This window comes from Nocardioides caricicola (genome assembly GCF_039541135.1).
Classification (GTDB): Bacteria; Actinomycetota; Actinomycetes; order Propionibacteriales; family Nocardioidaceae; genus Nocardioides; species Nocardioides caricicola.
Genome location: NZ_BAABFQ010000004.1, coordinates 117,756 through 142,287 on the forward strand (window position 1 = coordinate 117,756; position 24,532 = coordinate 142,287).

A 24,532-nucleotide genomic window follows, 5' to 3' on the forward strand; every position below is an offset into this window, starting at 1 on the left:
AGGCATGCCTCGTGTCGACAGGGCCGGCCTCGTCGCCGGATCGATCCGCCTCGCGTCGGGTGTCTCCTTCCTGGTCTCGCCGGTGAAGGCGAACCAGCTCTGGGGCGACAAGGACGAGGACCCGGTCCCGACCACGCGGCTGCTGCTGCGCTCGATGGGCTACCGCGACGCGCTGATCGGCGGCGCGCTCGTCGTCACCTCGCTGCGCGGCCGCGACACCCGGCGCTGGTTCCTCGCCTCCGGCGGCGCCGACGCCGCGGACCTGCTCGGCGGGATGGCCGTGCACGACCAGATGACCGGGTCGCAGAAGGCGATCGGCCTGGGCGGCGCGGCGGTCGGCATCGGCGTCGGGCTCTGGGGAGCGCTCCGCCCGCGCCGCTAGCGCAGGCAGGCGGGGCGCGGGACCGCGCGCCGCAGCGTCAACGACTGCTCGTCCGAGCGCAGGGTGACCTGCGCCGTGAGGCGACCGCGGTGGCCGGCAAGACCTGCGGCTCGGCGCTCGAGCACCCAGGGCGCCCGGCGGTCGACGCCGAGGCGGTGGTTCCCGAGCCGGAAGACGACCTTCGTGACCGGGGCATCGCCGGCGCGGACCCGCACCCGGAGGTCGCCGGCGGCGCAGGTCGCACCGACCCGCACCGGGCCGATGGCGACCGGGGGCTCCGTCGGAGCGTACGCGAGCACCTCCAGGACCTGGCCGGCCATCGCCTCGTGGCCGGCTGCGGACGGGTGCAGCGGAGCACCGTCCCCGTAGGTGTCGAGCGCCCGGATCCACTGCTGGTCCGGCGCGGCGCAGACGGTGTGGTCGAGGGAGCCCGGGATCTCGCGCATGTCGACGAAGAGCACCTCCTCGGCCTCGGCGGCCTGCTCCAGCACGTCGGAGAGGTGGTCGATCAGGCCCTGGATGTAGTCGGCCTCGGCCGGGGAGAACGCGGACAGGGCCGGGTTGTCCGGGCAGCCGCCCGGCGGGAGGTAGGTGCCGTAGCCGATGACCGCGATCACCGCATCGGGCGCGCGGCGCTTCGTCTCCTGGATGCCCTCGACGAGCCGGGGCAGGGTGGCGTCGATCGACTGGTGGTACTCGTCGTCCGGCGTCCCGGTGCAGTCGCTGGCCAGGCAGCCGGCGGCGCGACCGACCAGCCCGACGTCGTTGCCGCCGAGCGTGCCGAACGTGACCAGGCCGGTGTCCGGGGTGAGCGCGTCGAGCTGCGGCGGGTTGTCGCGCTGCGCGGCCCACAGGTCGCCGATCCGGGCACCGCCGCAGCTGGCGTCGGTGAACCCGGAGACCGGCACCGCCGCCGCGACCAGCGACGGGAAGTTTCGGGTGCTGCGCTCGCAGTCGCCTGCCCGCTTGGGGGTGATGCCCGGTCCCGAGACGAACGAGTCACCGAACGCGACGTACCGGCCCAGCGTCTCCGGCGCCGAGTCCGCCGGGGCCGGCGCCGCGGCGGCGGGCGCGACCGCCAGCAGGGACGTGACGACAGGGGTCAGGGCGAGTGCGGCGAGCGGCCGAGTCCAGCGCATGGCCGGACGGTAACACCCCCTACGGACGGTCGTCGTCCAAAGCCTGCGCCACCCGGCGGTGCGCCTCCCAGATCTCCTCGGGCAGGTTGTCGAACTGCTTGAGGTGCGCCTCGCGGAAGCCCATCTCCTGGCGCCACCGCTCGGTGTCGATCGTGAGGATCACGTCCAGGTCGGCCTGGTCGATCTCGAGCCCGTCGAGGTGCAGCTCGTCCTGGGTCGGGAGCACACCGACCGGCGTCTCGCGCCCGGTGACCAAGCCGTCCTTGAGCTCGCACAGCCACAGCAGCGCGCGCAGGTTCTCGCGGTAGCCGGGCCAGCGGAAGTGACCGTCCTCGGGGTCGCGCTGGAACCAGTTCACGTGCGCGAAGATCGGCTGCTCGGTCGCCTGACCGATGATCCGCAGCCAGTGCGCGGCGTACTCGCCCTCGGAGTAGGCCATGAACGGCCGCATCGACATCGGGTCGTAGCGCAGCTGGCCGTCGACGCCCTCGGCGGCGAACGTCGCCTCGGCGCCGAGCGTCAGGCCGTCGTACACGCCCTCGGCGAGGTCGCGGATCGCGCGGACCAGCGGCTCGCGGTCGCTGGTGCGGCCGCCGAAGATGATCGCGTCGATCGGGACGCCGGCGGGGTCCTCGAAGTTCGCGGCGACGTTCGGGACGTTCGCCAGCGTCGTGGTGAACCGGCTGTTCGGGTGCGCCCACGGCGACGTGTCGCCGGGCTCGCGCTCCGAGATCAGCTCGCCCTTCCAGTCCCGCCAGCCGGTCAGGTCGGCGGGCGGCTCCTTGGTCTTGCCCTCCCACCAGACCTCCTCGGTCTGGTCGTTGTAGGCGACGTTGGTGAAGATCGCGCCGCTGCCCGGCTGGATCGAGTCCAGCGCGGTCGGGTTCGTCAGCTCGTTGGTGTCCTTGGCGACGCCGAAGACGCCGAACTCCGGGTTCATGCCGTAGACGCGGCCGTCGTCGGGGTTCACCCACAGCCAGGCGATGTCGTCGCCGTAGAACTCGACGCGGTAGCGGTCACCGAGCGCGTCCGGTGCCAGCGTCATCGCGAGGTTGGTCTTGCCGGAGGCGCTCGGGAAGCCGCCGCACACGTGGTAGCGCTTGCCGGTCTCCTTGTCGATGATCCCGAGCAGCATGAACTGCTCGGCGAGGAAGCCGCCGGACGCCCAGCCGTCGTAGCAGGCCTGGCGCAGGCCGTGCGCGATCTTGCCGAGCAGCGCGTTGCCGCCGTACGACGAGCCGTAGTGCAGGATCGTCCGCTCGTCGGCGACGGTGACGAAGTAGCGCTGGTCGTCGGGCGTGCCCTGGCCGAGGTTCGGCAGGTCGCCGGTGACGTGCACGGCGCGCACGAAGGTGTCGGGGTCGGCGAGGGCGTCGACGTACTCCGCGCCCACGCGCGACATCCGGATCATGTGCAGCACGACGGTGCGGGTGTCGGTGAGCTCGACCCCGGCGGCGAACGGCTCGAGCGGCGAGCCGGGAGGCGCCATGAGGTACGGGATCACGTACATCGTCTTGCCGCGCGAGGCGCCGCGCATCCGCTCGACGAGCATCGGCTTCATCTCCGACGCCGGCCGCCAGTTGTTGTAGACGCCCCGGTCCTGCGGGTTGTTGGTCGCGACGATCGTGCGCTCCTCCGAGCGCGCGGTGTCCTTGTGGTAGCTGCGTGAGTAGTCGAGGCCCTCGCCCGCGGGCTGCAGCTCGCCGGCGTCCAGTGCCTCCTGCACCAGGCGCGCGTCGTCCGCTGCGCTGACGACCTCGATCCGGTCCGGCTCGGTGATCGCCGCCCAGTGCGCGACGTACTCACGCACCCGGGGGTTCTTCAACCCTGCCTCGTCGAGAACCTTCTCCACATCGACCATGACTGCACGCCTTTCGGTCAATCCCGTCCGTTGCGGCACCGTACCCACCCTGCCCGGTCCCGACGACCCGGGGTAGGGACCTAGGTCACTTCGGCGACCACGCCCGGGGCCGATGCCTCCCATCACCAGCAACGCCGTTCCGGAGCGCCGGTCACGCTCCTAGCGTGACCGCATGACTGTGACGTGGACCGCCTCGATGGTGACGCCGGCGGTCGACCTGACCGCCCCGATGTTCCGCCGCACGGTCGACCTCGACACGGGCCACGGCGCGGTGGCCCAGGCACTGCTGCACGTCAGCAGCCTCGGGGTGCACGAGGTCCTCGTCGGCGGTGTGCCGGCGGGCCCGGACGTGCTGTCGCCCGGGTGGAGCTCGTACGAGTGGCGGCTGCGCTACCGCACCCACGACGTCACCGCCCTGCTGCACGACCGCACCGAGATCACCGCGACGGTCGGCAACGGCTGGTTCCGAGGCCGCCTGGGGTTCCAGGGCGGGCGGGCGCTGTACGGCGACCGGCTCGGCCTGGTCGCGCAGCTCGAGATCACCTTCGAGGACGGGCACCGCCAGGTCGTCGGCACCGACGAGTCCTGGGAGGCCGGGCCCTCGGACACCCTCGCCGACGACCTCTACGACGGCCAGACGATCGACGCCCGGCGCCGCGAGACGTACGCGAACGTCGGGGTCGAGTCGCAGTTCTACCCCGTGCGCAGGCTTCCGTTCGACACGAGCACGCTGGCGCCGTACGTCGGACCACCGGTCGTGCGCCACGAGGTGCTCCGCCCCCAGCGGGTGTGGGCGTCGCCGTCCGGGCGGACGCTGGTGGACTTCGGCCAGAACCTCGTCGGCTGGGTGCGGTTCACGGCCCGCGGCCCGCGCGGGAGCGAGGTCCGGGTCCGGCACGCCGAGGTGCTGGAGGACGGCGAGCTCGGGGTCCGGCCGCTGCGCGACGCGCAGGCCACCGACCGCTTCATCCTCAGTGGTGGCGACGACTTCTTCGAGCCGACGCTCACGTTCCACGGCTTCCGGTACGTCGAGGTCAGCGGGCCGCTCGACCCCGCGGCGCTGGAGGCGGTCGTCGTCCACTCGGACCTGCGGCGCACCGGCACGTTCGCGTGCTCCGACCCGGAGCTGGAGCAGCTGCACCGCAACGTCGTCTGGGGCCTGCGCGGCAACTTCCTCGACGTCCCGACCGACTGCCCGCAGCGCAACGAGCGGCTCGGCTGGACCGGCGACCTGGCGGTGTTCGCCCCGTCGGCGGCGTACCTCTACGACGTCGAGTCGTTCCTCGCCGACTGGCTCGTCGACCTCGCCATCGAGCAGCGGCACGCGGACGACAAGGTGCCGTTCTGCGTGCCCGACGTCCTCAAGAAGGTGCCACCGCCTCCCGGCATGCCCGAGCCGGACACCGCCGCGATCTGGGGCGACGCCGCGGTCTGGGTGCCGTGGGCGCTGTACCAGGCGTACGGCGACCCGGCCGTGCTCGAGCGGCAGTGGGACTCGATGGCCGGGCACGTGCGCCGGGTCGAGGCGCTGTCGTCGGCGAACGACCTGTGGGATGGCGGCTTCCAGTTCGGCGACTGGCTCGACCCCGACGCGCCGCCGGACCAGCCGTGGAACGCCAAGGCCGACCCGGCCGTGGTCGCGACCGCCTGCCGCTACCGCTCGGCGCGGATGCTCGCTGACGCGGCGGTGGCCCTCGGCCGCGACGACGCGGAGTTCCGCGGGATCGCCGAGCGCACCCGGGCGGCGTTCAACGCGGCGTACGTCGGCGCGGACGGCACCGTGCACTCCGACTGCACGACGGTCTACACGCTCGCGATCGTCTTCGGCCTGCTGGACCCCGACACCGAGGCGCTCGCCGGCAAGCGCCTGGCCGACCTGGTGGCCGCGAGCGGGCACCGGATCTCGACCGGCTTCGCGGGCACGCCGTACATCTGCGAGGCGCTGGCGCGCACCGGTCACGTCGACGACGCCTACGGCCTGCTGATGCAGCGCGCGTGCCCGTCGTGGCTGTACGCCGTGACGATGGGCGCGACGACCGTGTGGGAGCGGTGGGACTCGATGCTGCCCGACGGCTCGATCAACCCCGGCGAGATGACCAGCTTCAACCACTACGCGCTCGGTGCCGTCGCGGACTGGATGCACCGGACGGTGGCGGGGATCGCGCCGCTCGAGCCCGGCTACGGGCGCGTGCTCGTCGCCCCGCGGCCCGGTGGCGGCCTGACCTGGGCGGCCTCGACGCTCGAGACCCGGCACGGCACGGTGTCGGTGCGCTGGGAGCTCACCGACGGTGACCTGGACGTCGACGTGACGCTGCCGCCCGGCGTGACCGGCGTGGTGTCGCTGCCGGACGGGACCGAGCGCGAGTTGTGACGGTGGTTGAGGTGCGAGCGAAGCGAGCCTCGAAACCACCACCCGCATTCACAGCTCGGCGAGCGTGTCCTCGACCCAGTCGGCGACGTACGCGTTGATGTGCGGCATGTGGTCGAGGCCGACGTGCTCGGCAGCGCCCTCCTCGACGGTGAAGATCCGCAGCTCGCGCTTCGGGCTGTTGACCGCCTGGTCGTAGGACTGGTGGGCGTAGTCGACCGAGATCTGCCGGTCGTTGGCGCCGTGCGCGATGAGGAACGGCACCGTGATCTTCTCGACGACGCCGTTGAGGTTGACGCCCTCGGCGTACTCGATGAACTTCTCGACGTCGTCGAAGCCCCACACCCACAGCACGTGCTCCCAGTAGTGCGGGACCGGGTTCTCGCCCTCGCGCTGCAGGCGCTTCTTCTGCACCTCGCCCCAGTTGTGGTTGGCACCCCAGACGGCGATGAGCTTGATCCGCTTCTCGAACGCCGCGGCGCGCGGCACGTAGTAGCCGCCGAGCGACCAGCCGACCAGGCCGATCCGGTCGCTGTCGACGTCGGTGCGCGCCTCGAGCCAGTCGACCTGCGCCTTCGCCCACTCCTCGGACTCGATGCGGGACTTGAGGTCCTGGAACCGCAGCGCCTCGCCGGAGCCGGGGTTGTCGATCATCAGCACCGAGACGCCGCGCTCGCGCATCTCCTGCGCCCAGCCGGAGGTGTACATGTGCTCCTTGGTGGAGTCCAGGCCGTTCCACATGATCACGGTCGGGACCGGCTCGCCGTCCTTGCTGGCGTTGGAGAAGTACGCCGGCAGCGTGGTGCCCTCGAACGGGATCTCGACGCGCGTGGTCGCGGGGTCGGCGATCTCGAAGACCTTCGCGAACGCGTCCAGCGCCTGCTGGTAGAACTCGCGGCGCCCCGGGTCGGTGTTGCTCAGCATCCGCTCGGCCTGGCAGATGTAGAGGCCGGAGCGGTACCACTGCTGCCCCGCCGTACGCCGGTGGCCCTTGGCCTCGGACTCGCGCGCCTGGTCGGCGACCTGGTCGGCGACGGCCTTCCACGACTGCATGAAGATCCGACTGCCCGAGTCCACGTCGGCCGCGTCGCGCGCGGGCCGGCAGGCCCGGTCCACCTCGTCGATGGCGCCGCCGTTGTTGAGCGTGGCGCAGACGCCGAGGTTCCAGACGTACTTGGGGCCGGTGAAGTACTCGAACATGGCACCGACTGTGCCGGTCGTCACCAGGCCGCGGAACCCGCGCCGTCGTGATGCGAGGTATCTGCGGCTAGCGTCGCCTCATGCACCTGGGAGTGGACAGCTTCGTCTCGACCGTCACCGACCCGGCGACCGGGCACGTGGTCGGCCCCGTCGAGCGGATGGAGCACCTGCTCGAGGAGATCGAGCTCGCCGACCGCAGCGGGCTCTACTCGTTCGGGATCGGCGAGCACCACCGCAGCGAGTACTACGACTCCGCACCGCCGGTGATCCTCGCGGCGGCCGCCGCCCGGACCGAGCGGATCCGGCTCGGCAGCGCCGTCGCGGTGCTCAGCGCGGTCGACCCGGTGCGCCTGTTCCAGCAGTTCGCGACCCTGGACCTGATCTCGAAGGGCCGGATCGACCTGGTCGTCGGGCGCGGGTCCTTCACCGAGGCGTTCCCGCTGTTCGGCCTCGACCTCGCCGACTACGACTCGCTCTTCACTGAGAAGCTCGAGCTCCTCCTGCAGATCCGCGACCAGGTCGAGGTCACCTGGTCCGGCCAGCACCGGCCGCCGCTGGTCCGCCAGCGCGTGTACCCCCGCCCGGTCCAGGACCCGCTCCCGATCTGGGTCGGGGTGGGCGGTACGCCGGAGTCGTTCGCGCGGGCCGGGTGGCTCGGGCTGCCGCTCATGGTCGCGATCATCGGCGGTGAGCCGCGGCAGTTCGCCCCGCTCGTCGACCTCTACCGGCGCGCCGGCGCGGAGGCCGGGCACGCCCCGGAGCAGCTCAAGGTCGGCCTGCACGTCTTCGGCTTCGTCGCCGAGAGCACCCAGGTCGCCTCCGACACGATCTACCCCGGCTGGCACGAGATGTTCACCAAGGTCTCCCGCGAGCGCGGCTTCGCGGCGCCCACCCGGCAGCAGTTCGACGCCACCTCCGGCCCGAACGGTGCGTTCTTCATGGGCGACCCGCAGACGGTCGCCGACAAGATCCGCCGGGTCTCCGAGCAGCTCGGCGGCGTCGACCGGCTCTCGCTGCAGATGACGAACCCGCGTCTCGCCCACGACGACCTGCTCCGCGGGATCGAGCTGCTCGGCACGGAGGTCGCCCCGCTCGTCGCCGACGTCTGAGGCGGCCTCACGCCCGACGAGGCACGGGTCACAGTGCCCGATCCGTCTGGGCCCAGCCGGATCGGGCACCGAGTAGGCATGACCAACGACAGCACGGACAAGGCTGCCCAGGCTCGCGACGGCTTGCTCGGCAGCGTCGCCGGCAAGGCCAAGGAGGTCGTCGGCGCGGTCACCGGCAAGGACGACCTCGTCGAGGAGGGCCAGCTGCAGCAGGCCGAGGCCCGCAACCGCAAGCAGGCCGTGGCCGACGACGCCGTGGCCGACGCGAAGCGCGCCGAGGCCGCCGCGGAGATGCGCGAGGCCAGCCAGGAGGCTGCCCAGCGCGAGGACGCCGCGCAGGCCCAGGCCGCCCGTGAGAAGTCGGTCGCCGAGCAGCAGCGCGCCGCCGAGCACGCCGAGGCAGCCGAGGCCGCCGACCGCCAGGAGGCCGCGGGACTCGCCGCCGCCGAGCGCGAGGCCGACGCGCTGGCCGAGCAGCGCCTCCGCGAGGCCGAGGCGCTCGAGAAGGACGCCGACCGCACCCAGCAGCAGACCACCGAGGAGGCGGCCCGCCTCCAGCGCGAGGCCGCCGCCAAGGACCAGCAGGCCGCGCAGCTGCGCGACCAGATCGCACAGTGAGGACCACCATGATCCGCACGCTCATCGCTCTCCCCTACCAGGTCGCCCGCCTGCCGCTGGTCGTCGTCGACGCCAACGTTTCTCCCCGGCTCGCGGACGACGCTCCCGTCCGGCTCGGCCTGGACCGGGTCATCGGCACCGCCGACAAGATCGCCGGCTCGATCCTGCGGAACGACGACATCGTCGCTCGAGGCGCGGACCGGCTCGACCGCTCCGAGAAGCTCGCGACCGCCGCGCGTCTGGAGCAGGATGCCGCCGTACGCCGCGAGGAGGCTCGCGCGACCGCCAGGTCGGGCAGTCGCGCGGCGACCCGCAAGCGCACCGCCGCGCAGCGCCGGGCGGCGTCCGGGCTCGAGGAGGCCGACGTCGCCGAGGCCCGCAAGAAGCAGCAGGCGAAGGCTCGCGCGACCAAGACCGCCGCCACGAAGAAGGCGGCCGCGAACCAGAAGGCCTCGAGCCGGGCCACCGTGGCCGAGCAGCGCAAGAGGGCCGCGACGTCCGCCGCCGAGGCGAAGAAGCGGACCGCGCAGGCTGAGGCGAAGTCGGAGCTCGACCAGGCGCGCGAGACCAAGAAGGCCGCGGCCGAGGCACGCGCCGACGCCGCTCGTCTCCGTGACCTCGCCGACGCGAAGAAGCAACAGCGCAAGAACAGCTGAGGAGTGATGTGAGGTATCGGCGATGTCGCCCTTCCGGGTGACCGCCGTCTCACGTTCCCTGGTCGCATGAGCGAGTTCCTGTGGGGCGCTGCCGGCGCCGGCCACCAGATCGAGGGCGACAACACGACCAGCGACACGTGGTTCGCCGAGCAGGTGAAGCCCTCGGTGTTCCAGGAGCCGTCCGGTACGGCGTGCGACAGCTGGAACCGCTGGCGCGAGGACATCGGCCTGGTCGTCGCGATGGGGCTGACGGCGTACCGCTTCTCCGTGGAGTGGGCCCGGGTCGAGCCGACCGAGGGCACCTGGGACGACGCGGCGCTCGACCGCTACGAGGCGATGGTCGACGAGTGCGTGGCGCAGGGACTCGCGCCGGTCGTGACGTTCAACCACTTCACCGCGCCGCACTGGTTCGCGGCCCGCGGCTCGTGGTTGAACCCCGAGGCGCCCGCGCTCTTCGCGCGCTACTGCGACAAGCTCATGGACCGCTTCGGCGACCGGATCGCGTACGTCGTCACGCTCAACGAGCCGAACCTGCCGCACGTGCTGTCGTGGCTGAACCTCCCCGACTTCGTGCGCGAGGTCGAGCGGGCGACCCTCGACGCGTGCTCGGTCGCGGCCGGGGTGCCGGCGTACCGGCTCGCGAACGTCGTGCTCCCCGAGGAGCTCGAGGCGATGGAGGACGGGCTCGAGGCCGGGCACGTGCTCGCCCGGGCCGCGATCAAGGCGCGCCGGCCGGACCTTCCGGTCGGGCTGTCGCTGGCGGTCATGGACGACGTGGTCGACGGCGACGACGCGTCCGTGCGCGACCGCAAGCGCGCGGAGTGCTACCAGCGCTGGCTGGAGCTCGCCCGCGGCGACGACTTCCTCGGCGTGCAGAACTACGAGCAGGTGCCGTACGACGGCGCCGGGCAGGTACCGCCCGCCGCCGGCGTCCCCGTCAACCAGATGGGCACCGCGATCGAGCCGCTGTCGCTGGCCGGGGCGGTCCGCTACGCGCACTCCGTCGCAGGCGTGCCGATCCTGGTCACCGAGCACGGCATCAGCACCCACGACGACTCCGAGCGCGCGGCGTTCATCGAGCCCTCGTTGGTCGGCCTGCAGGGCGTCATGGACGAGGGCGTGCCGGTGCTCGGCTACATCCACTGGACGCTGCTGGACAACTTCGAGTGGGTCTTCGGCTACCAGCACCAGCTCGGCCTCCACGAGGTCGACCGGGAGACCTTCGAGCGCACACCCAAGCCGAGCGCCGGGGTCTACGCCGCGCTGGTGAAGACCTTCCGTTCTGAGTAGGAGTGCTCAGGCGGACGACCGCGTTCGGGGCCAGGGTCGTCGTCATGCGCATCCCCTGCGTCCTCGGCGTCGTCCTGGTCTCCGTCGCCATCGCCCTCTGCGTGCTGCTCGGCAGCCTCGGATGGTTCGCGGTCGGGTTCGGGATGATGACCGACTGCACGAACAACTACAGCTGCACCGAGACCGGGTGCCCGCCGTGCGCCACGACAGAGCGGTGGATCAACGCCGGCGGGGTCGTCCAGTGGATCCTGGCCGCAGCCGGTGTCGTCGTCCTGGTCCTCGGCGCCAGCAGCGGCCGCGCGGCCACGTTCGTCGTCGGCGGCGCGGCCCTCTTGGTCGTCTCGCCACTGGTCATGGTCGGCACGACCTGGCGGGCGAGCGAGTCCTTCTGCCAGCCCGGCACGCCGGGCTACGACGCCAGCTACTGCTCCACCGACAGCTGAGCCATCAGGCGGCGGGCCGGACGATCTGCTGCAGCGCCCACCGGTTGCCGTCGGGGTCGGCGAAGTAGACGAACCGGCCCCAGGCGAGGTCCTCGACGCCCTCGCACTCCACGCCGCGCTCGCGGAGGTCGGCGAGCGCCGCGTCGGCGTCGTCGACGACGACCTGGATGAACTGCGAGGAGCCGGTCGGCATCATGTCGAGGCCGACTCCGAAGCAGATCGAGCAGGCCGAGCCCGGCGGCGTCACCTGCACGAACCGCAGCTCCGGTGTGACCACCTGGTCGTGGTCGACGCTCCAGCCGAGCGTCGTTCCGTAGAAGTCCTTGGCCCGCTCGACGTCGGTCACGGCCAGCGGGATGAGTTCGATCCTGAAGTCCATGGCTCCACGCTAGGAGCCGCTCAGGTCAGTTCCTGACCTCAATCCCGGACGACCGATTGACCGTCGAGTGACGCGAACTGGCCGTGATTCCGGCCGATTCAGGGCCATTTCGCGTCACTCGACGGTCAACGGCGCCGGGTCGCGTCCGCGATCCGCTTGTGCGACACGTGCGCGGTGAGACCACCGTCGACCACCAGCTCGGCGCCGTTGTAGTACGACGAGTCGTCGGAGCAGAGGAACACCACGGTGGGCGCGATGTCCGCGGGACGGCCGACGCGACCGAGCGGGATCTCGGCCAGCGCCGCATCGAAGAACGCGTCCGGCGCCGTCTCCATCAGCGGGGTGTCGACCAGGCCGGGCATCACGGCGTTCACCCGGATGCCCCGGGTCGAGCCGAGCTCGAGGGCCGCCGAGCGGGTGAGCCCGCGCAGCGCCCACTTCGAGGCGGTGTACGCCGCCGCCGCGTGGCCGGAGACGGCCGCGACCGAGCAGATGTTCACGATCGACGACCCCGGCGGCATCAGCGGCACGAGCGCCTGGATGCCGAGCATCGGGCCGGTGACGTTGATGTCGAACGTCTGCTGCCACGCGTCCAGCGACACGTCCGGCAGCCGCTCGCGCGCGGCCACACCGGCGTTGTTGACCAGCGCGTGCACCTCGCCGTGCTCCTCGCCCAGCGACGCGGCGAGCGCGGCCCACTCCTCCGCCGACGTGACGTCGAGGTGCCGGCCGTCGAAGGGCAGCACGTCGGTGGCCACGACCGTCGCCCCGGCAGCCCGCAGCGCCGAGACCTCGGCCGCGCCCTGCCCGCGGGCAGCGCCCGTGACGACGACGACCTTGCCCGTCAGGTCCATCAGACCGGCGGGGCCACGAACACCCCGCGGTCCGGGTCGTTGAACGAGTCGCGGGCGATGATCTCCGACATCGGGTCCGCGGTGCCCCACACGTCCTGGGTCATCGGGTCGGCGATGTCGTAGATCGACGGGTGCCACTCGTCGGTCTCGATCTTCTCGAGCTCGGTCGTGTACTCCATCGTGTTCCCGGACGGGTCGAGGAAGTACGTGAACGTGTTGTTGCCGGCGTTGTGCCGACCGGGGCCCCAGATCTTCTTGACGCCGGCGCGCATCACGCGGCCGGTGCCGCGCATGTACTCGTCGAGGCCGCGCATCTCGAACGACACGTGGTGCACCGACGTGTGCGGGCCGCGGGCGATCGCCAGGCTGTGGTGCCAGTCGTTGCACCGCATGAAGTGCATCATCTCGCCCATGTGCTGGCCCCAGAGCGTGTCCGACAGCTTGAAGCCGAGCACGTTCGCGTAGAAGTCGCGGGTCTTGTTGGGGTCGTTGCTGTTCATCACCGCGTGCGAGATGCGGACCGGGATCGCCTCGCCCTCCTCGATCGCGCGGTGCTGCCGGGTCTCGACGTCGGTCGAGATCTCGATCGTGCGCCCGTCGATGTCGAAGAACCGGAAGCCGTAGCCGCCACCGGCGGTCTGCAGCTTGTCCGGCTCGCTGACCAGCTGCACGCCCTGCGAGCCGAGCTTGGCCGCGAGCGCGTCCACCGTCTCGACGCTCTCGGAGCCGAACGAGATCAGGTCGAGCCGCTTCTCGTCGCCCTGGCGCAGCCGGATCACGTACTGCTCCGGCGAGCCCTCGGCGGCGAGGTACGACAGGTTGCCGTCGGTGCCGACCTCGCTCAGCCCCCACGTGTCCTTGTAGAAGCTGCGCTGCGTCTCGTAGTCGGTGACCGCGAGGTCGACGTGGCGCAGGTGGGTGATCCCGTGCTCGTTGAGGTGGCTCATGACTTCTCTCCCTTGGTTCGGTCCAGCAGCTCGATCAAGTTGCCCTCGGGGTCGGCCACGTAGGCCATCCGCACGCCGGGCTCGGGCGAGGGCCGCGGCGACATCCGGTCGGTCGCGCCGGCCGCGATGAGGGCGTCGTACGTCGTGTCCACGTCCGGTACGTCGAACGCGAGGTGCCCGAAGCCCCGGGTCAGCGCGGCGTCGACCGGGCTTGCGGCCTGCAGGCCGGCGACGTTCCCGGCGCGGTGCAGCAGCTCGACGCGGTGGCCCTCGGCCGAGAGCAGCATCGAGCCGCGCAGGTCCGCGGGGTCGACCGCGAACTCGAACTCGACGGCGAGGTCGAGCGCGGAGCAGTACCAGGCGGTCATCGCGTCGAGGTCGGCGACGGCGAGGCCGACGTGGTCCAGCCTCACGCTTTTCCGGGGTCCCCGCGGAGTCGTCGGACGGGGGAGCGCAGCGGAGGAGTCCGAGGACTTCGTGGGGTGGTTCATGCGACGACCACCGTGCGCACGTTGGTGAACTCGCGGACGCCCTCCGCCGACAGCTCGCGGCCGTAGCCCGAGCGGCCGATTCCGCCGAACGGCAGCCGCGGGTCGGAGGCGACCATCGCGTTGACGAACAGCGCGCCCGAGCGGATCCGCCGGCCGACGGCGAGGGCGCGGTCCGACGACCCCCACACCGAGGCGCCGAGGCCGAACGTCGTGGCGTTCGCGAGCTCGACCGCGTGGTCGTCGTCGCGGGCGCGGGTGATGGTCGCGACCGGGCCGAACGTCTCCTCGTCGAACGCCGTCATCCCGGGCTCGACGTCGGTGAGCAGCGTCGGCTCGACGTACCAGCCGGGTGCGTCGATCGCGCGGCCGCCGACGACCAGCCGCGCGCCCTGCGCCACCGTCTCGGAGACCTGGCGCAGGATGCCGTCGCGCAGGTCCTCGCGCGCCATCGGCGCGGGCTCGAGCAGCGCCATGTGGTCGACGAACCGCTCGACGAACGCGTCGGCGACGTCCTCGTGGACGATGAACCGCTTCGCGCACACGCAGCTCTGGCCGGTGTTGGTGAAGCGCGCCTTCACCGCGGTCGCCGCGGCGGCCTCGAGGTCGGCGTCGGCGAGCACCACGAACGGGTCCGAGCCGCCGAGCTCGAGCACGGTCTTCTTGATCGCGGCGCCGGCGACGGCGGCGATGGCCGACCCGGCGCGCTCGCTGCCGGTCAGCGTCACGGCGGCGACGCGCGGGTCCTCGACGATGCGGCGCGACACCTCGGCGACGTCCTCGGCCGCGACGACCAGCGAGCGGAACAGCCCCGCTGGCGCACCGGCATCGGCGAACAGCTCCTCGATCGCCAGCGCCGAGCCGGTGACGTCCGGGCTGTGCTTGAGCAGCGCGGCGTTCCCCGCCGCCAGCGCGGCCGAGGCGAAGCGGAGCACCTGCCAGAACGGGAAGTTCCACGGCATCACCGCGAACACCACGCCCAGCGGCTCGTACGACAGCCACGACCGCGACGCGCCCGACGCGACCTCGTGGTCGGCGAGCCAGCCGGGCGCGAGGTCGGCGACGACCTCGCAGTTCCACGCGCACTTGTCGACCTCGCCGAGCGACTCCGCGAGCGGCTTGCCCATCTCGGCGGTGATCAGCGCGGCGTACTCCTCGCGCCGCTCGGTCAGCAGCTTCCCGACCCCGTGCAGCAGCGCGAGCCGGTCGTCGAGCGGCGTCGCGGCCCAGGCCTGCGAGGCGGCGTACGTCGCGGCGAGCGCCGCCTCGACGCCCGCCTCGTCATGGGCGTCGTACGTCGCGAGCACCTCGCCGGTCGCCGGGTTGCGGGTGACGACCGGCATCAGACCTCCTCGCGCACGCGGCGCCGGGCCGGTGCGACGGCGGCGACCGGCTCCTCGCCCGCCACGACGGTGTTGCGGATCGTGCCGAGCCGCTCGATGGTCATCTCGACGACGTCGCCGACCTGCAGCGGCGGCGGGGTCAGCGAGCCGGTGCGGCCCCAGGCCTCGGCGAGCGAGCCCGTGGAGCAGGTGCCCGACGCGAGCACCTCGCCGGCCTTCACCCATGACGCGCGCGAGGCGTGCGAGACGAGCTGCTCGAACGACCAGCCCATATGGCCCGACCGGTCGCCGCCGACCCGCTCGTCGTTGACCTTCACCGACATCTCCAGGTCGAGGAACCCGTCCTCGTCACGGCAGCCGTCGAGCTCGTCGGCGGTCACCACCCAGGGGCCGATCGTGGTCGCGAAGTCCTTGCCCTTCGAGGGGCCGAGCTTGAGCCGCATCTCCTTGCCCTGCACGTCGCGCGCCGACCAGTCGTTCATCACGCAGTAGCCGCCGATCGCGGCCCGCGCCTGCTCCGGCGTCACGTCGCGCACGTCGCGGCAGACGATCGCGGCGATCTCCAGCTCGAAGTCGAGCCGCTCGGTGTCCGGCGGCATCGCGACGTCGTCGTACGGGCCGGTCACGGCGTGCGGCGCCATGAACAGGAAGACGGGGGCGTCGTACCACTCAGCCGGCGGGCCGGGGTTGCCGTGCCCGCGCTCCATGCCGTCGACGTGCGCCTCGAAGGTGAGGAAGTCGCGCATCGCGACCGGGTACACCGGCGGCAGCAGCACGATGTCGTCCAGCGCCAGGCCGTCCTTCGCCGCCGCGACGTCGGCCTGGGAGTCCCGCCACTCGGGCGACTCGGCGAGCAGCTCGACGAGGTCGAAGCCGGCGTCGAACGGGTGCACCCGCAGGTGGTCACCCTGTCCGAGCACGAGCCCGACCTGCCGCACGTGCGGCTCGTCGCTGTGCCGACGGAAGGTGGCGAGACGCACGGGTCAGCCGATCGTCTCGTAGAAGGCGCGCTCGCGGGTGGCGAGGACCGGGATGGCCTGCTCGAGCGCGTACTGCTTGAAGTGGTCCGATGCCCAGTGCGCGTCCGCCGCGGCCTGGTCGTCGTAGATCTCGAACAGGCGGAACACGAGCGGCTCGGCGGGGTCCTGGAACGCCTGGTAGCAGCGGTTCCCTGGCTCCTCCCGCGACAGCGGGCCGAGCTTCTCGATCGCGTCGAGCACGACGCCCTCCTGACCGGGCTGGGCGGTCCAGACGGCGCTGACGACGAAGGCCATGGGGGTTCTCCTGTGCATGGGTGATCGCGGGTTGGCTCGATCACGCTAGGTCGGCGTCGAGGGCCCGCGGAAAGCACTGGCGGCTATGGCAGGCATCACTCCGATCGGGGTTCTGCATCCCGCGGACCGACGGTTTCCTGTGACGGACCACACAGGGCGGCCCGCAGCCGCCGTCGAGGATCAGGAGAACTCATGACGTCCCGTTCCATCACTCAGGGCAAGGCGGCACTGGCCGCGCTGGCCGTCGGCAGCCTCGCGCTGCTCGCCGCCTGCGGCAGCAGCGACCCCCAGCCCGCCGCAGGCAGTGACTCCGACTCGGGTTCGGGCGACACCAAGACCCTCGTCTTCTCGCCGCTGGCGCTGAAGATCCCCGCGATGCAGCAGCTCTCCGAGGGCGTGAAGCACTACGCCGAGGAGCAGGGCTACGAGGTCGTGATCCAGGACCCGAACCTCGACCCGCAGAAGCAGGTCACCGACCTGCAGACCGCGATCGAGAGCGGGAAGGCCGACGCCGTCTGGGCGATCATGGTCGCGCCGGAGGCCGCCGCCTCCCTGCTGCCGATCGCGCAGGAGAAGGGCGTCCCGATGGTCGTCAACGGCACGCCCGAGGCGTATGGCATGGACGGCATGCAGCCCGGCATCTCCTTCGCGACCATCGACTACGAGGCCCAGGGCGTGGCCGCCGGCACCGAGCTCGGCAACTGCATCAACGAGCGGTACGACGGCCAGGCCAAGGTGCTGTTCGCCGAGTCGACCCCCGGCACCGCCGGCAAGGAGCAGTACGAGGGCGCGGTCAAGGAGACCCTCGCCGCCACCGCTCCCGACGCCGAGATCGTCTCCACGATCACCGTGACCGACCGCCAGGCCGCCCAGACCGACATCGGCAACGCGCTGCAGGGCAACCCGGACATCACCGCAGTCTTCGCGCAGAACGACGAGGGCGCGCTCGGCGCCGTCGGCGCGTTCAAGGCCGCCGGCAAGGACATCCCCTGCATCACCGAGACCGGTGGCAACGAGGAGACGCTCGCCGCCGTCGAGAGCGGTGACCTGTACGCCGTCGTCGCGCTGCAGTTCGCCGCCGACATGACCCAGAACGTCGACAAGCTGACCGAGATGCTCGAGGACCCGGAGGCCGAGGGCGTCCAGCTCGTCACCCCGCAGGAAGTCGTCAAGGCAGACGGTTGAGCACGATGACGAACCCCGCGTCCGACACCGTGTCTGACACCGCGACCGTGGCCGGGGCTGGCAACAGCCCCGGCCCGGCCCCGGCCCACGGCCAGGACATGCCCCGCTCGATCTCCGTCCTGGTCTTCCTCCGCGACCGCGGCATCTTCGTGCTGTGGGGACTGCTCATCGCGGTCTTCGCGTTCTGGTGCTCGCCGTACTTCTTCAAGGTGGACAACGCGCTGCTGATCGCGAACGCCGCCGCGCTCACCGCGCTCTTCGCGGCCGGCGTCGGCATCGGGATCATGACCGGGGTCCTCGACCTCTCGCTCCCGGGCACCGCCGCGGTGGCCAGCTGCGTGTGCGGCTGGCTGCTCACGAACGGCTACGCGACGTGGATCGGCCTCGCCGCCGGCCTCGCGACCGGCGTGCTGGTCGGCATCGCCAACGGGCTGATCACGATCCGCGGCTTCAACCCGATCATCGTCACGATCGGCTCGCTCTCGGTGCTGTCCGGCCTCGCGGCCGTGATCGCCGGCGGGTACACGTTCCCCGGGCTGACCCAGCTCGAGTTCATGGGCACGCACCGCTACCTCAAGGTCGGCGACAGCTTCTCCGGCATCCCGGCGCCGGTCTTCATCGTGGCGGCGGTGTTCTTCGTCGGCACCGTGTTCCTGACCCGCACCCGTGACGGCATCCGGCTGATGGCCGTCGGCGGCAACGCCGAGGCGGTACGCCGCGCGGGCATCCACGCCGACCGCTACAAGGTCCTCGGCTTCGTGATCTCCGGCCTGCTCGCCGCGCTCGGCGGCCTGGTCAGCACCGCGGTCGTGACCGAGGCGAACCCGAACGCCAGCCCGCAGATCATCTTCAACGCGCTGACCGCGGTCGCGCTGGCCGGCGTCGCGCTCACCGGTGGCCGCGGCAGCCTGCCGCGCGTGCTGGTCGGCGCGCTGATCCTCGCCACGATCAGCAACGGCCTCACCATCCGCGGCATCCAGCCGTACTGGGCCACGGTCTGCACCGGCGCGCTGCTGCTGGGCTCGCTGCTCATCGAGCGGATCCTCCAGACCGCGGTGTCGGAGCGGCTGATGACCGCGAACCTCTCCGTCCACGAGAAGAAGGTCTGACCATGACCGTTCCCGCACTGGAGCTCTCGGGCATCGAGCTGCACTACGGCTTCGTCCGCGCGCTCGACGGCATCGACTTCCAGGTCCAGCCCGGCGAGGTCGTCGGCCTGCTCGGCGACAACGGCGCCGGCAAGTCGACGCTGCTCAAGGTGATGTCGGGGGCGCACCGCCCCTCGCACGGCAGCATCCGCGTGCACGGCGTGGAGCACACGTTCCACGCGCCGAGCGACGCCGCCGACGCCGGCATCCAGATGGTCTACCAGGACCTCTCGCTCGTGGAGCCGCAGGACATCGCGACCAACCTCAACCTCGGCCAGGAGACGCTGCGCCGGGGGCCGCTCGGGTGGCTGGGGTTCGTCGACCGCAAGGAGATGCGACGTACGTCGGAGAAGGAGCTGGACCGCCTCGGCGTGCGGACGGCGCCGATGACCCGGCCGGTCGAGATGCTGTCCGGCGGCCAGCGCCAGGTCGTCGCGCTGGCCCGCAGCGCGATCCGCGTGAACGGTGAGTCGCAGGGGATCCTGCTGCTCGACGAGCCGACCGCGGCGCTGGGCTACGAGCAGACCAAGAACGTCGAGGGCCTGATCCGCCGGATGGCCGACGCGGGCATCGCGATCGTCGTGGTCACCCACGACCTGCCGCTCTGCTACGAGGTCACCGACCGGATCGTGATCCTCAACCGGGGCCGCAAGGTCGCCGACCTGCCCACCGCCGGCGCCGACCGCGACCACATCGTCGGCTGGATCACCGGCTCGCGTCCGTCCATGTTCGTGCAGGAGAGCCATGTCTGAGATCACCCCCCGAGTCCGCCGCGTCCTGATCGTCGGCGGCGGCATCACCGGTGGCGTCCTGGCGCTCGCGCTGCGCCAGCGCGACGTCGAGGTCGTCCTCGTCGACCAGCGCGACTCGCTCGGCGGCGTGGGCCACGGCATCACGCTGCAGGGCAACGCGCTCAAGGCGTTCCAGGCCGTCGGCATCTACGACCGGCTCGCCGAGCGGGGCTACCCGTTCAACCACCTGCGGCTGCGCACGGCCGACGGCCACGTCATCGCCGAGATCCCCACGCCCCCGATGGGCGGGCCCGACCTGCCCGGCACCATGGGCGCGGTCCGCGGCGACATCGCCGACATCCTCGCCGAGGAGGTCGAGAAGGCAGGCGTCGACGTACGCCTCGGCAGCACGCTGACCGCGATCGACGACCACGGCGACTCGGTGACGGTGACGCTGTCGGACGGCAGCCAGGAGACCGTCGACCTGCTCGTCGGCGCCGACGGCATCCGCTCGAAGGTGCGCGGCATGCTCGGCATCGAGGCCGAGCCGCGGTCGGTCGGGATGGGCATCTGGCGCACGGTCGCCAAGCGGCCGCCGGAGATGGACTGCTCGGAGATGTACTACGGCGGCCCGAAGTTCAAGGCCGGCTACACGCCGATCTCCGAGGACCTCTGCTACGCCTTCCTGCTCGAGGAGGACCTCGACCGGTCGTTCGTCGGCGAGGGCCCGCGCGGCAAGGAGCTCAAGGAGCGCGGCCAGGGGTACGGCGGCACCTGGGGCGCGATCCGCGACAGCCTGCCGGACGACGCGATCGTCAACTACCAGTGGATCGAGGCGATCTGCGTCGAGTCGCCGTGGCACCGCGGCCGCTCGATCATCATCGGCGACGCCGCGCACGCGTGCCCGCCGCTGATCGCGCAGGGTGCCGCGATGTGCGCGGAGGACGCGGTGATCCTGGCCGAGATGCTGACGTCGGGCGCGCCGGTCGACGAGGTCCTGCCGGCCTTCATGGAGCGCCGCTTCCCGCGCGTGAAGATGGTGCTCGACAACAGCCTCACCCTCGCCGAGTGGGAGATCCACCCGGAGACCGAGGGCGCCGACCCCGGCCGGATCATGGGCCAGACCCTGCACGCCCTGGTGGCGCCGGCGTGATGCTGCTTCCCGGTGATGCCGGTTTCGAGGAGGCGCGGGTCGACCGGATCTTCAACCGCCGCCTCCCCGACCGGCAGCCGGCCGCGGTCGTGCGGCCCGAGACCGAGGCGGACGTGGTGGCCGCCGTACGGCTCGCGCGCGACCGCGGCTGGCAGGTCGCCGTCCGCTCCGGCGGGCACAGCTGGGCGCAGTGGTCGGTGCGCGACGACGCGCTGGTCATCGACCTCGGCGGCCTGAAGGAGCTGTCGTACGACGAGTCGACCGGCATCGTCACCGCCTCGCCGTCCACCAAGGGCGGCGCCGAGCTCGCGCCGTACCTCGCCGGCTTCGGCCGGTTCTTCCTCGGTGGCCACTGCCCCACCGTCGGCATCGGCGGCTTCCTGCTCCAGGGCGGCCAGGGCTGGAACGCCCGCGGCTGGGGCTGGGCGGCGGAGTACGTCGTCGCCGTCGACGTCGTCACCGCGGCCGGCGAGCTGGTGCGCTGCTCGGCCACGGAGAACGCCGACCTCTACTGGGCCGCCCGCGGCGCCGGCCCCGGCTTCCCTGGCGTCGTCACGCGCTTCCACCTGCAGACCGTCCCCCTGCCACGGCACTTCGCCCACACCGTCCAGGCCTTCCACCTCGACGACTTCGACGAGGTGATGACCTGGCTCCACGACGCTCATCACTCGGTCGCCGACACCGTGGAGATCGTCGCGCTCACCAAGACCGACCCGGCGCTCTCCCCTGACCCGGTCCTGCTGGTCACCGCGCTCGCGATGGTCGACTCCCCTCTCGAGGCCGACCAGGCCCTCGCGCCGTTCCGCAAGAACCCGTGCCTGGACAGAGCCCTGCTCGTCCTCGACAACGAGCCGACCACCCCCGAGGCCGAGCGCGCCCGCCAGCTCGAGGACAACCCCGAGGGCCACCGCTGGGCCGTCGACAACGCCTGGCTGTCCGGCACGGCGGCCGAGGTCGTCCCGGCGATGCGCCGCGCCTACACGACCCTCCCGAACGCGAAGTCCTTCACGATCTGGTTCTCCATGGCGCCGCTGCGCTCCTTGCCGGACATGGCGTTCTCCGTGCAGTCCGAGATCTACCTGGCGTCGTACGTCCTCTGGGACTCCCCCGAGGAGGACGAGGCGAACCAGGCCTGGCTCGCCTCCGCCATCGCCGACCTCGACCCCGTCACCGTCGGCCAGTACCTCGGCGACAGCGACCTGCGGCGGCGGCCGCACCGGTTCTTGTCGGATGGCGCATGGGATCGGTTGCAGCAGGTGTACGCCGACCGCGACCCCGACGGGCTGTTCGTCGGCTACCTGGTCGACGGTGCTTGAGGAGGTTGCGCTCGCAACCGTCTCGAAACCACCGTCTGGTCGGCAGGGTCACCTAGGGTCGGCCCATGTCACTCGAAACCGCTGCCATCACGGCCTGGACCTTCATGCAGGAGATCCCGGTCCCGCCCGACGTATCAGCCCTCATGGTGCAGGGCGAGACCCCGGTCGCGGCGTTCAAGACCTTCCGCGACAGCGCCATCTTCACCACGAAGCGGCTGATCGTCCGTGACGCGCAGGGCATCACCGGCAAGAAGATCGAGATCTACTCCCTGCCGTACAGCTCGATCAACATGTGGTCCTCGGAGAACGCCGGCGGCCTGCTGGACCACAACGCCGAGCTCGAGATGTGGACGCGAGCCGGGCACATCAAGATCAAGGTGGGCAAGGGTGCAGACATCCGTCGTCTCGACTCGCTGATCGCGTGGGCCGTCCTCAAGTAGATCGATAGTGGACGTCGCTCCCAGGAGCTCGACAGACCCCACCGGCGCACCGGGCGTGGTCGGTCTTTTGCCGCGGAAAGACGCGATCGCGTAGTGCGCGGGCACAGTCTGAACGGCGCCCACAATGGCGGGTTTACCTCGTGCCGCAGTTCGAGCTCCTCCTCCGCGAAAGGCTGCGATTCAAGATTTAGGCTTCCGCGGGCTGGTGTTTCGGACGTCTGCGCCAACGATCCAAACGACCTCGTGCTAGGACTCGGCCGTCGGTTGCTCAGGACCACGATCACTGGCGGATCACGCGCTAAGTAAGACGGCAGGCGACTGGTAGGGCCGTTGACAGGCGCGTGCTTCCGCTGCCAATCTCAAAACTTGGGCGTTGTGATTGGTCAACTGCTCGACCGTGGGCTTTTCCCGAAGTCGAGGGGTAGATGTGAGTGCTTCATTCAACCGCAATGCCGCGGCCGCCGGAGCCCTCGCCCTGTGCCTTGTGTGGACGTCCTTGCACTCCCCAGCGCACGCCCATCCGTTCTCGCCCGAGGTTAACGCCGACAACCCGTCGCAGTCCTGGTGCTACGGAGCATCTACAAATGGACATGGCAAGGTTCGAGATGCCGCCGCATACGGCATGAACAACCTCGACAATCAGACCGACATGAGTGAGTCGGGCCCGGTCCCGTGCGCGACTGACACGGACGTCCAGTTCGCGGTCGGCAACGCTGACGGCAACCGGGGACTATGGGAGTGTCTCGACCACTCAGGAACTAACCCCATCATTTGCCACAAAGCGAGGGTCACTTTCAATCCAGCGATCATCGAGACCGATGGCGGACCGTACGAGCACAATCTCAAGAAGACTGCCTGCCACGAGGTCGGACATACCACTGGGGAAGACCATCACGCCGCGCCCTACGGCGACTGCCTGGTATCGGGCGCCGTGAACTCCGGGCATCTCACGTACAACTACGACCACTACATCTGGATCAATACCACCTACTAGGCCGCAGCACGGAACCGTCGAGGCTGTATGCCCGTCGAAGGTGCAAGGAGGTCGACCAATGAAAGTCGGGATCAACGGCCAGCGGAGACTCGCAGGCGCCTTGCTACTCGTTGGGCTCAGCGCCGCTGCCTGTGGAGAGCAGACAGCCGCGGACCCCGACGGCAGAACGGTTGCCACCACCGCAGCGTCCAAGAGCACACCCGAGTCGATTCTTCAGGCATTCCAGTTCCTCGCATACGACTACACGCCCGTGAAGTCTGCAAGCGAACTAGAGGGCAGAGCTGAGATCGCGATCCGAGGCAGCATCGACGCGGTCGTACCTGGACGAATCCGGGGTGCAACCAGGATCGATGACGTCTGGGCGGCACGCTCCTCTGGAGTCGCGGTTCGCATCACCGAATCGCTCAAGGGACCCTACGACCGCGGGGAGATCATCTGGATTGAGCTCTCTGTAACGCCCGACCTCCTCCAGGACTCGTTCGTACAGGGGATGCCGATCGAGGCGTATCTCGTGCCAGCACAGAAGGGCACCCCCGAGTTTCCCTACGGCGATGATGGCTCGAAAATTCCAAGCGAGGCCGCCCTTTGGTCCCCAGCTCACGCTCAAGGAATCGCGGTCGAGTACGGCGACGGCACTGGCACCGTCACGCCTTTGACGCATGAGGTCGACCCTGGCGAATCAGTCTCCGACTAGTTCCCGGCGCGTCCATGGCTAGTCCCAGCGGTCGCCATCGGCATTCGTTTCGTTCGGAACCTGGGCTCCAAGACGCGGGGTATAGCACTGCCGTCAGCGGTGATTGCCAACTGCGATGCCCTCATGCCGGCCAGGACGTCGCAACCGCGGTCGATCGTGAGGACGGGAACAGACACGTCGAGGATACGGTGTAGCCGAGGAGAGTTTGACCCAGCGGCGATCGCGCTCTTCCTGCGCCCTTCCTCGGTGGTGCGGCCAGTCCGTCCGCTCTGGGAGATCCTGTCGTTTGCTCCGCGCCTACAGGCGGCGGAGTGATGCAGCCGCTGTCGCGGCGGTATGACGCTGAGCAATGGTTACCCGCCCATATCACTTGGCGGTTCGCTGTGACTTCGCGTCCGGCTCGGGCACCTCTCGAAGCAGATTCCTACGCCGTGGTCGTCCCGCTTCGATGGTCGACTGTCTGTCGGCGGCAGTTCAACTACCACGATGCGGTCCAGATAGTCAGTTCTCCGCTTTAGGG

General features: G+C 70.8%; 25 protein-coding genes. 15 read left to right on the forward strand and 10 right to left on the reverse strand.

What is annotated here, in order from left to right; all coding sequences use genetic code 11:
- Positions 1-4 precede the first annotated feature (4 nt).
- A complete protein-coding gene (locus ABD875_RS07685; RefSeq protein ID WP_345172951.1) occupies positions 5-382 on the forward strand; it encodes a DUF4267 domain-containing protein in 378 nt (125 codons plus the stop codon).
- Here the strand turns inward: ABD875_RS07685 and ABD875_RS07690 are convergent.
- Together ABD875_RS07690 and ABD875_RS07695 are read right to left on the reverse strand one after the other, a co-directional pair.
- Positions 379-1,521, reverse strand: a complete 1,143-nt coding sequence (locus tag ABD875_RS07690) for an SGNH/GDSL hydrolase family protein (RefSeq protein WP_345172953.1) — start codon at positions 1,519-1,521, stop codon at positions 379-381. The two genes, ABD875_RS07685 and ABD875_RS07690, sit on opposite strands and share 4 nt — an antisense overlap.
- A gap of 19 nt (positions 1,522-1,540) precedes the next feature.
- Positions 1,541-3,382 carry a phosphoenolpyruvate carboxykinase (GTP) gene (locus tag ABD875_RS07695; protein WP_345172956.1) on the reverse strand — a complete coding sequence of 614 codons (1,842 nt, stop codon included), beginning with the start codon at positions 3,380-3,382 and terminating at the stop codon, positions 1,541-1,543.
- Positions 3,383-3,554: 172 nt separating this feature from the next.
- Here ABD875_RS07695 and ABD875_RS07700 point away from each other — a divergent pair, with 172 nt between their 5' ends.
- The gene (locus ABD875_RS07700) at positions 3,555-5,753 is read left to right on the forward strand and encodes a family 78 glycoside hydrolase catalytic domain (protein ID WP_345172958.1); all 2,199 of its coding nucleotides are present in this window, start codon (positions 3,555-3,557) and stop codon (positions 5,751-5,753) included.
- Positions 5,754-5,801: 48 nt separating this feature from the next.
- On the opposite strand, the gene ABD875_RS07705 is transcribed toward ABD875_RS07700, so the two are convergent.
- Complete coding sequence (locus tag ABD875_RS07705; protein ID WP_345172960.1) at positions 5,802-6,950, reverse strand: alpha/beta hydrolase family protein; 1,149 nt, start codon at positions 6,948-6,950, stop codon at positions 5,802-5,804.
- A gap of 80 nt (positions 6,951-7,030) precedes the next feature.
- On the opposite strand from ABD875_RS07705, the gene ABD875_RS07710 reads away from it, so the two are divergent.
- From ABD875_RS07710 to ABD875_RS07730, 5 genes are all read left to right on the forward strand, one after another.
- A complete protein-coding gene (locus ABD875_RS07710) occupies positions 7,031-8,059 on the forward strand; it encodes an LLM class flavin-dependent oxidoreductase (RefSeq protein ID WP_345172963.1) in 1,029 nt (342 codons plus the stop codon).
- A 78-nt stretch (positions 8,060-8,137) separates the two neighbouring features.
- Positions 8,138-8,677 carry a hypothetical protein gene (locus ABD875_RS07715; RefSeq protein WP_345172965.1) on the forward strand — a complete coding sequence of 180 codons (540 nt, stop codon included), beginning with the start codon at positions 8,138-8,140 and terminating at the stop codon, positions 8,675-8,677.
- A gap of 8 nt (positions 8,678-8,685) precedes the next feature.
- Positions 8,686-9,333 carry a hypothetical protein gene (locus ABD875_RS07720; RefSeq protein WP_345172967.1) on the forward strand — a complete coding sequence of 216 codons (648 nt, stop codon included), beginning with the start codon at positions 8,686-8,688 and terminating at the stop codon, positions 9,331-9,333.
- A 66-nt stretch (positions 9,334-9,399) separates the two neighbouring features.
- Positions 9,400-10,623 (forward strand): glycoside hydrolase family 1 protein, encoded by a 1,224-nt coding sequence (locus ABD875_RS07725; RefSeq protein WP_345172969.1) that lies wholly within the window; start codon positions 9,400-9,402, stop codon positions 10,621-10,623.
- 44 nt (positions 10,624-10,667) lie between these two features.
- Positions 10,668-11,066: a hypothetical protein gene (locus ABD875_RS07730; RefSeq protein ID WP_345172971.1), complete on the forward strand. Its 399-nt coding sequence runs from the start codon at positions 10,668-10,670 to the stop codon at positions 11,064-11,066.
- A 4-nt stretch (positions 11,067-11,070) separates the two neighbouring features.
- Here the strand turns inward: ABD875_RS07730 and ABD875_RS07735 are convergent, their stop codons facing one another.
- The 7 genes from ABD875_RS07735 to ABD875_RS07765 form a co-directional block, all read right to left on the reverse strand.
- Entirely contained in the window at positions 11,071-11,445 is a 375-nt protein-coding gene (locus tag ABD875_RS07735; RefSeq protein ID WP_345172973.1) for a glyoxalase superfamily protein, read from the reverse strand.
- A gap of 125 nt (positions 11,446-11,570) precedes the next feature.
- The gene (locus ABD875_RS07740; protein ID WP_345172975.1) at positions 11,571-12,299 is read right to left on the reverse strand and encodes an SDR family NAD(P)-dependent oxidoreductase; all 729 of its coding nucleotides are present in this window, start codon (positions 12,297-12,299) and stop codon (positions 11,571-11,573) included.
- Positions 12,299-13,246 carry a VOC family protein gene (locus tag ABD875_RS07745; RefSeq protein WP_345172977.1) on the reverse strand — a complete coding sequence of 316 codons (948 nt, stop codon included), beginning with the start codon at positions 13,244-13,246 and terminating at the stop codon, positions 12,299-12,301. The genes ABD875_RS07740 and ABD875_RS07745 overlap by 1 nt, the downstream gene beginning before the upstream one ends.
- Entirely contained in the window at positions 13,243-13,659 is a 417-nt protein-coding gene (locus ABD875_RS07750; RefSeq protein WP_345172979.1) for a VOC family protein, read from the reverse strand. Before ABD875_RS07750 ends, ABD875_RS07745 begins: the two co-directional genes overlap by 4 nt.
- 74 nt (positions 13,660-13,733) lie before the next feature.
- Positions 13,734-15,077, reverse strand: coding sequence for an aldehyde dehydrogenase family protein (locus ABD875_RS07755; protein WP_345172982.1), 1,344 nt, complete (start codon positions 15,075-15,077; stop codon positions 13,734-13,736).
- Positions 15,077-16,057: a fumarylacetoacetate hydrolase family protein gene (locus ABD875_RS07760; protein ID WP_345172984.1), complete on the reverse strand. Its 981-nt coding sequence runs from the start codon at positions 16,055-16,057 to the stop codon at positions 15,077-15,079. The genes ABD875_RS07755 and ABD875_RS07760 overlap by 1 nt, the downstream gene beginning before the upstream one ends.
- A gap of 3 nt (positions 16,058-16,060) precedes the next feature.
- The gene (locus ABD875_RS07765) at positions 16,061-16,351 is read right to left on the reverse strand and encodes a putative quinol monooxygenase (RefSeq protein WP_345172986.1); all 291 of its coding nucleotides are present in this window, start codon (positions 16,349-16,351) and stop codon (positions 16,061-16,063) included.
- A 192-nt stretch (positions 16,352-16,543) separates the two neighbouring features.
- On the opposite strand from ABD875_RS07765, the gene ABD875_RS07770 reads away from it, so the two are divergent.
- The 8 genes from ABD875_RS07770 to ABD875_RS07805 all read left to right on the forward strand — a co-directional run bounded on the left by ABD875_RS07770 (position 16,544) and on the right by ABD875_RS07805 (position 24,012).
- The gene (locus ABD875_RS07770; protein WP_345172988.1) at positions 16,544-17,536 is read left to right on the forward strand and encodes a sugar ABC transporter substrate-binding protein; all 993 of its coding nucleotides are present in this window, start codon (positions 16,544-16,546) and stop codon (positions 17,534-17,536) included.
- Positions 17,537-17,541: 5 nt separating this feature from the next.
- Entirely contained in the window at positions 17,542-18,645 is a 1,104-nt protein-coding gene (locus tag ABD875_RS07775; RefSeq protein WP_345172990.1) for an ABC transporter permease, read from the forward strand.
- Between the two features lie 2 nt (positions 18,646-18,647).
- Positions 18,648-19,436, forward strand: a complete 789-nt coding sequence (locus tag ABD875_RS07780) for an ATP-binding cassette domain-containing protein (protein WP_345172992.1) — start codon at positions 18,648-18,650, stop codon at positions 19,434-19,436.
- The gene (locus ABD875_RS07785; RefSeq protein WP_345172994.1) at positions 19,429-20,568 is read left to right on the forward strand and encodes an FAD-dependent monooxygenase; all 1,140 of its coding nucleotides are present in this window, start codon (positions 19,429-19,431) and stop codon (positions 20,566-20,568) included. Before ABD875_RS07780 ends, ABD875_RS07785 begins: the two co-directional genes overlap by 8 nt.
- Positions 20,568-21,884, forward strand: coding sequence for an FAD-binding oxidoreductase (locus ABD875_RS07790; RefSeq protein WP_345173282.1), 1,317 nt, complete (start codon positions 20,568-20,570; stop codon positions 21,882-21,884). The genes ABD875_RS07785 and ABD875_RS07790 overlap by 1 nt, the downstream gene beginning before the upstream one ends.
- A gap of 65 nt (positions 21,885-21,949) precedes the next feature.
- Positions 21,950-22,324 carry a PH domain-containing protein gene (locus tag ABD875_RS07795; RefSeq protein WP_345172996.1) on the forward strand — a complete coding sequence of 125 codons (375 nt, stop codon included), beginning with the start codon at positions 21,950-21,952 and terminating at the stop codon, positions 22,322-22,324.
- Positions 22,325-22,751: 427 nt separating this feature from the next.
- A complete protein-coding gene (locus tag ABD875_RS07800) occupies positions 22,752-23,318 on the forward strand; it encodes a hypothetical protein (RefSeq protein ID WP_345172998.1) in 567 nt (188 codons plus the stop codon).
- 58 nt (positions 23,319-23,376) lie between these two features.
- On the forward strand, positions 23,377-24,012 hold the full coding sequence (locus ABD875_RS07805) for a hypothetical protein (protein ID WP_345173000.1): 636 nt from the start codon (positions 23,377-23,379) through the stop codon (positions 24,010-24,012).
- Positions 24,013-24,532: the final 520 nt, after the last annotated feature.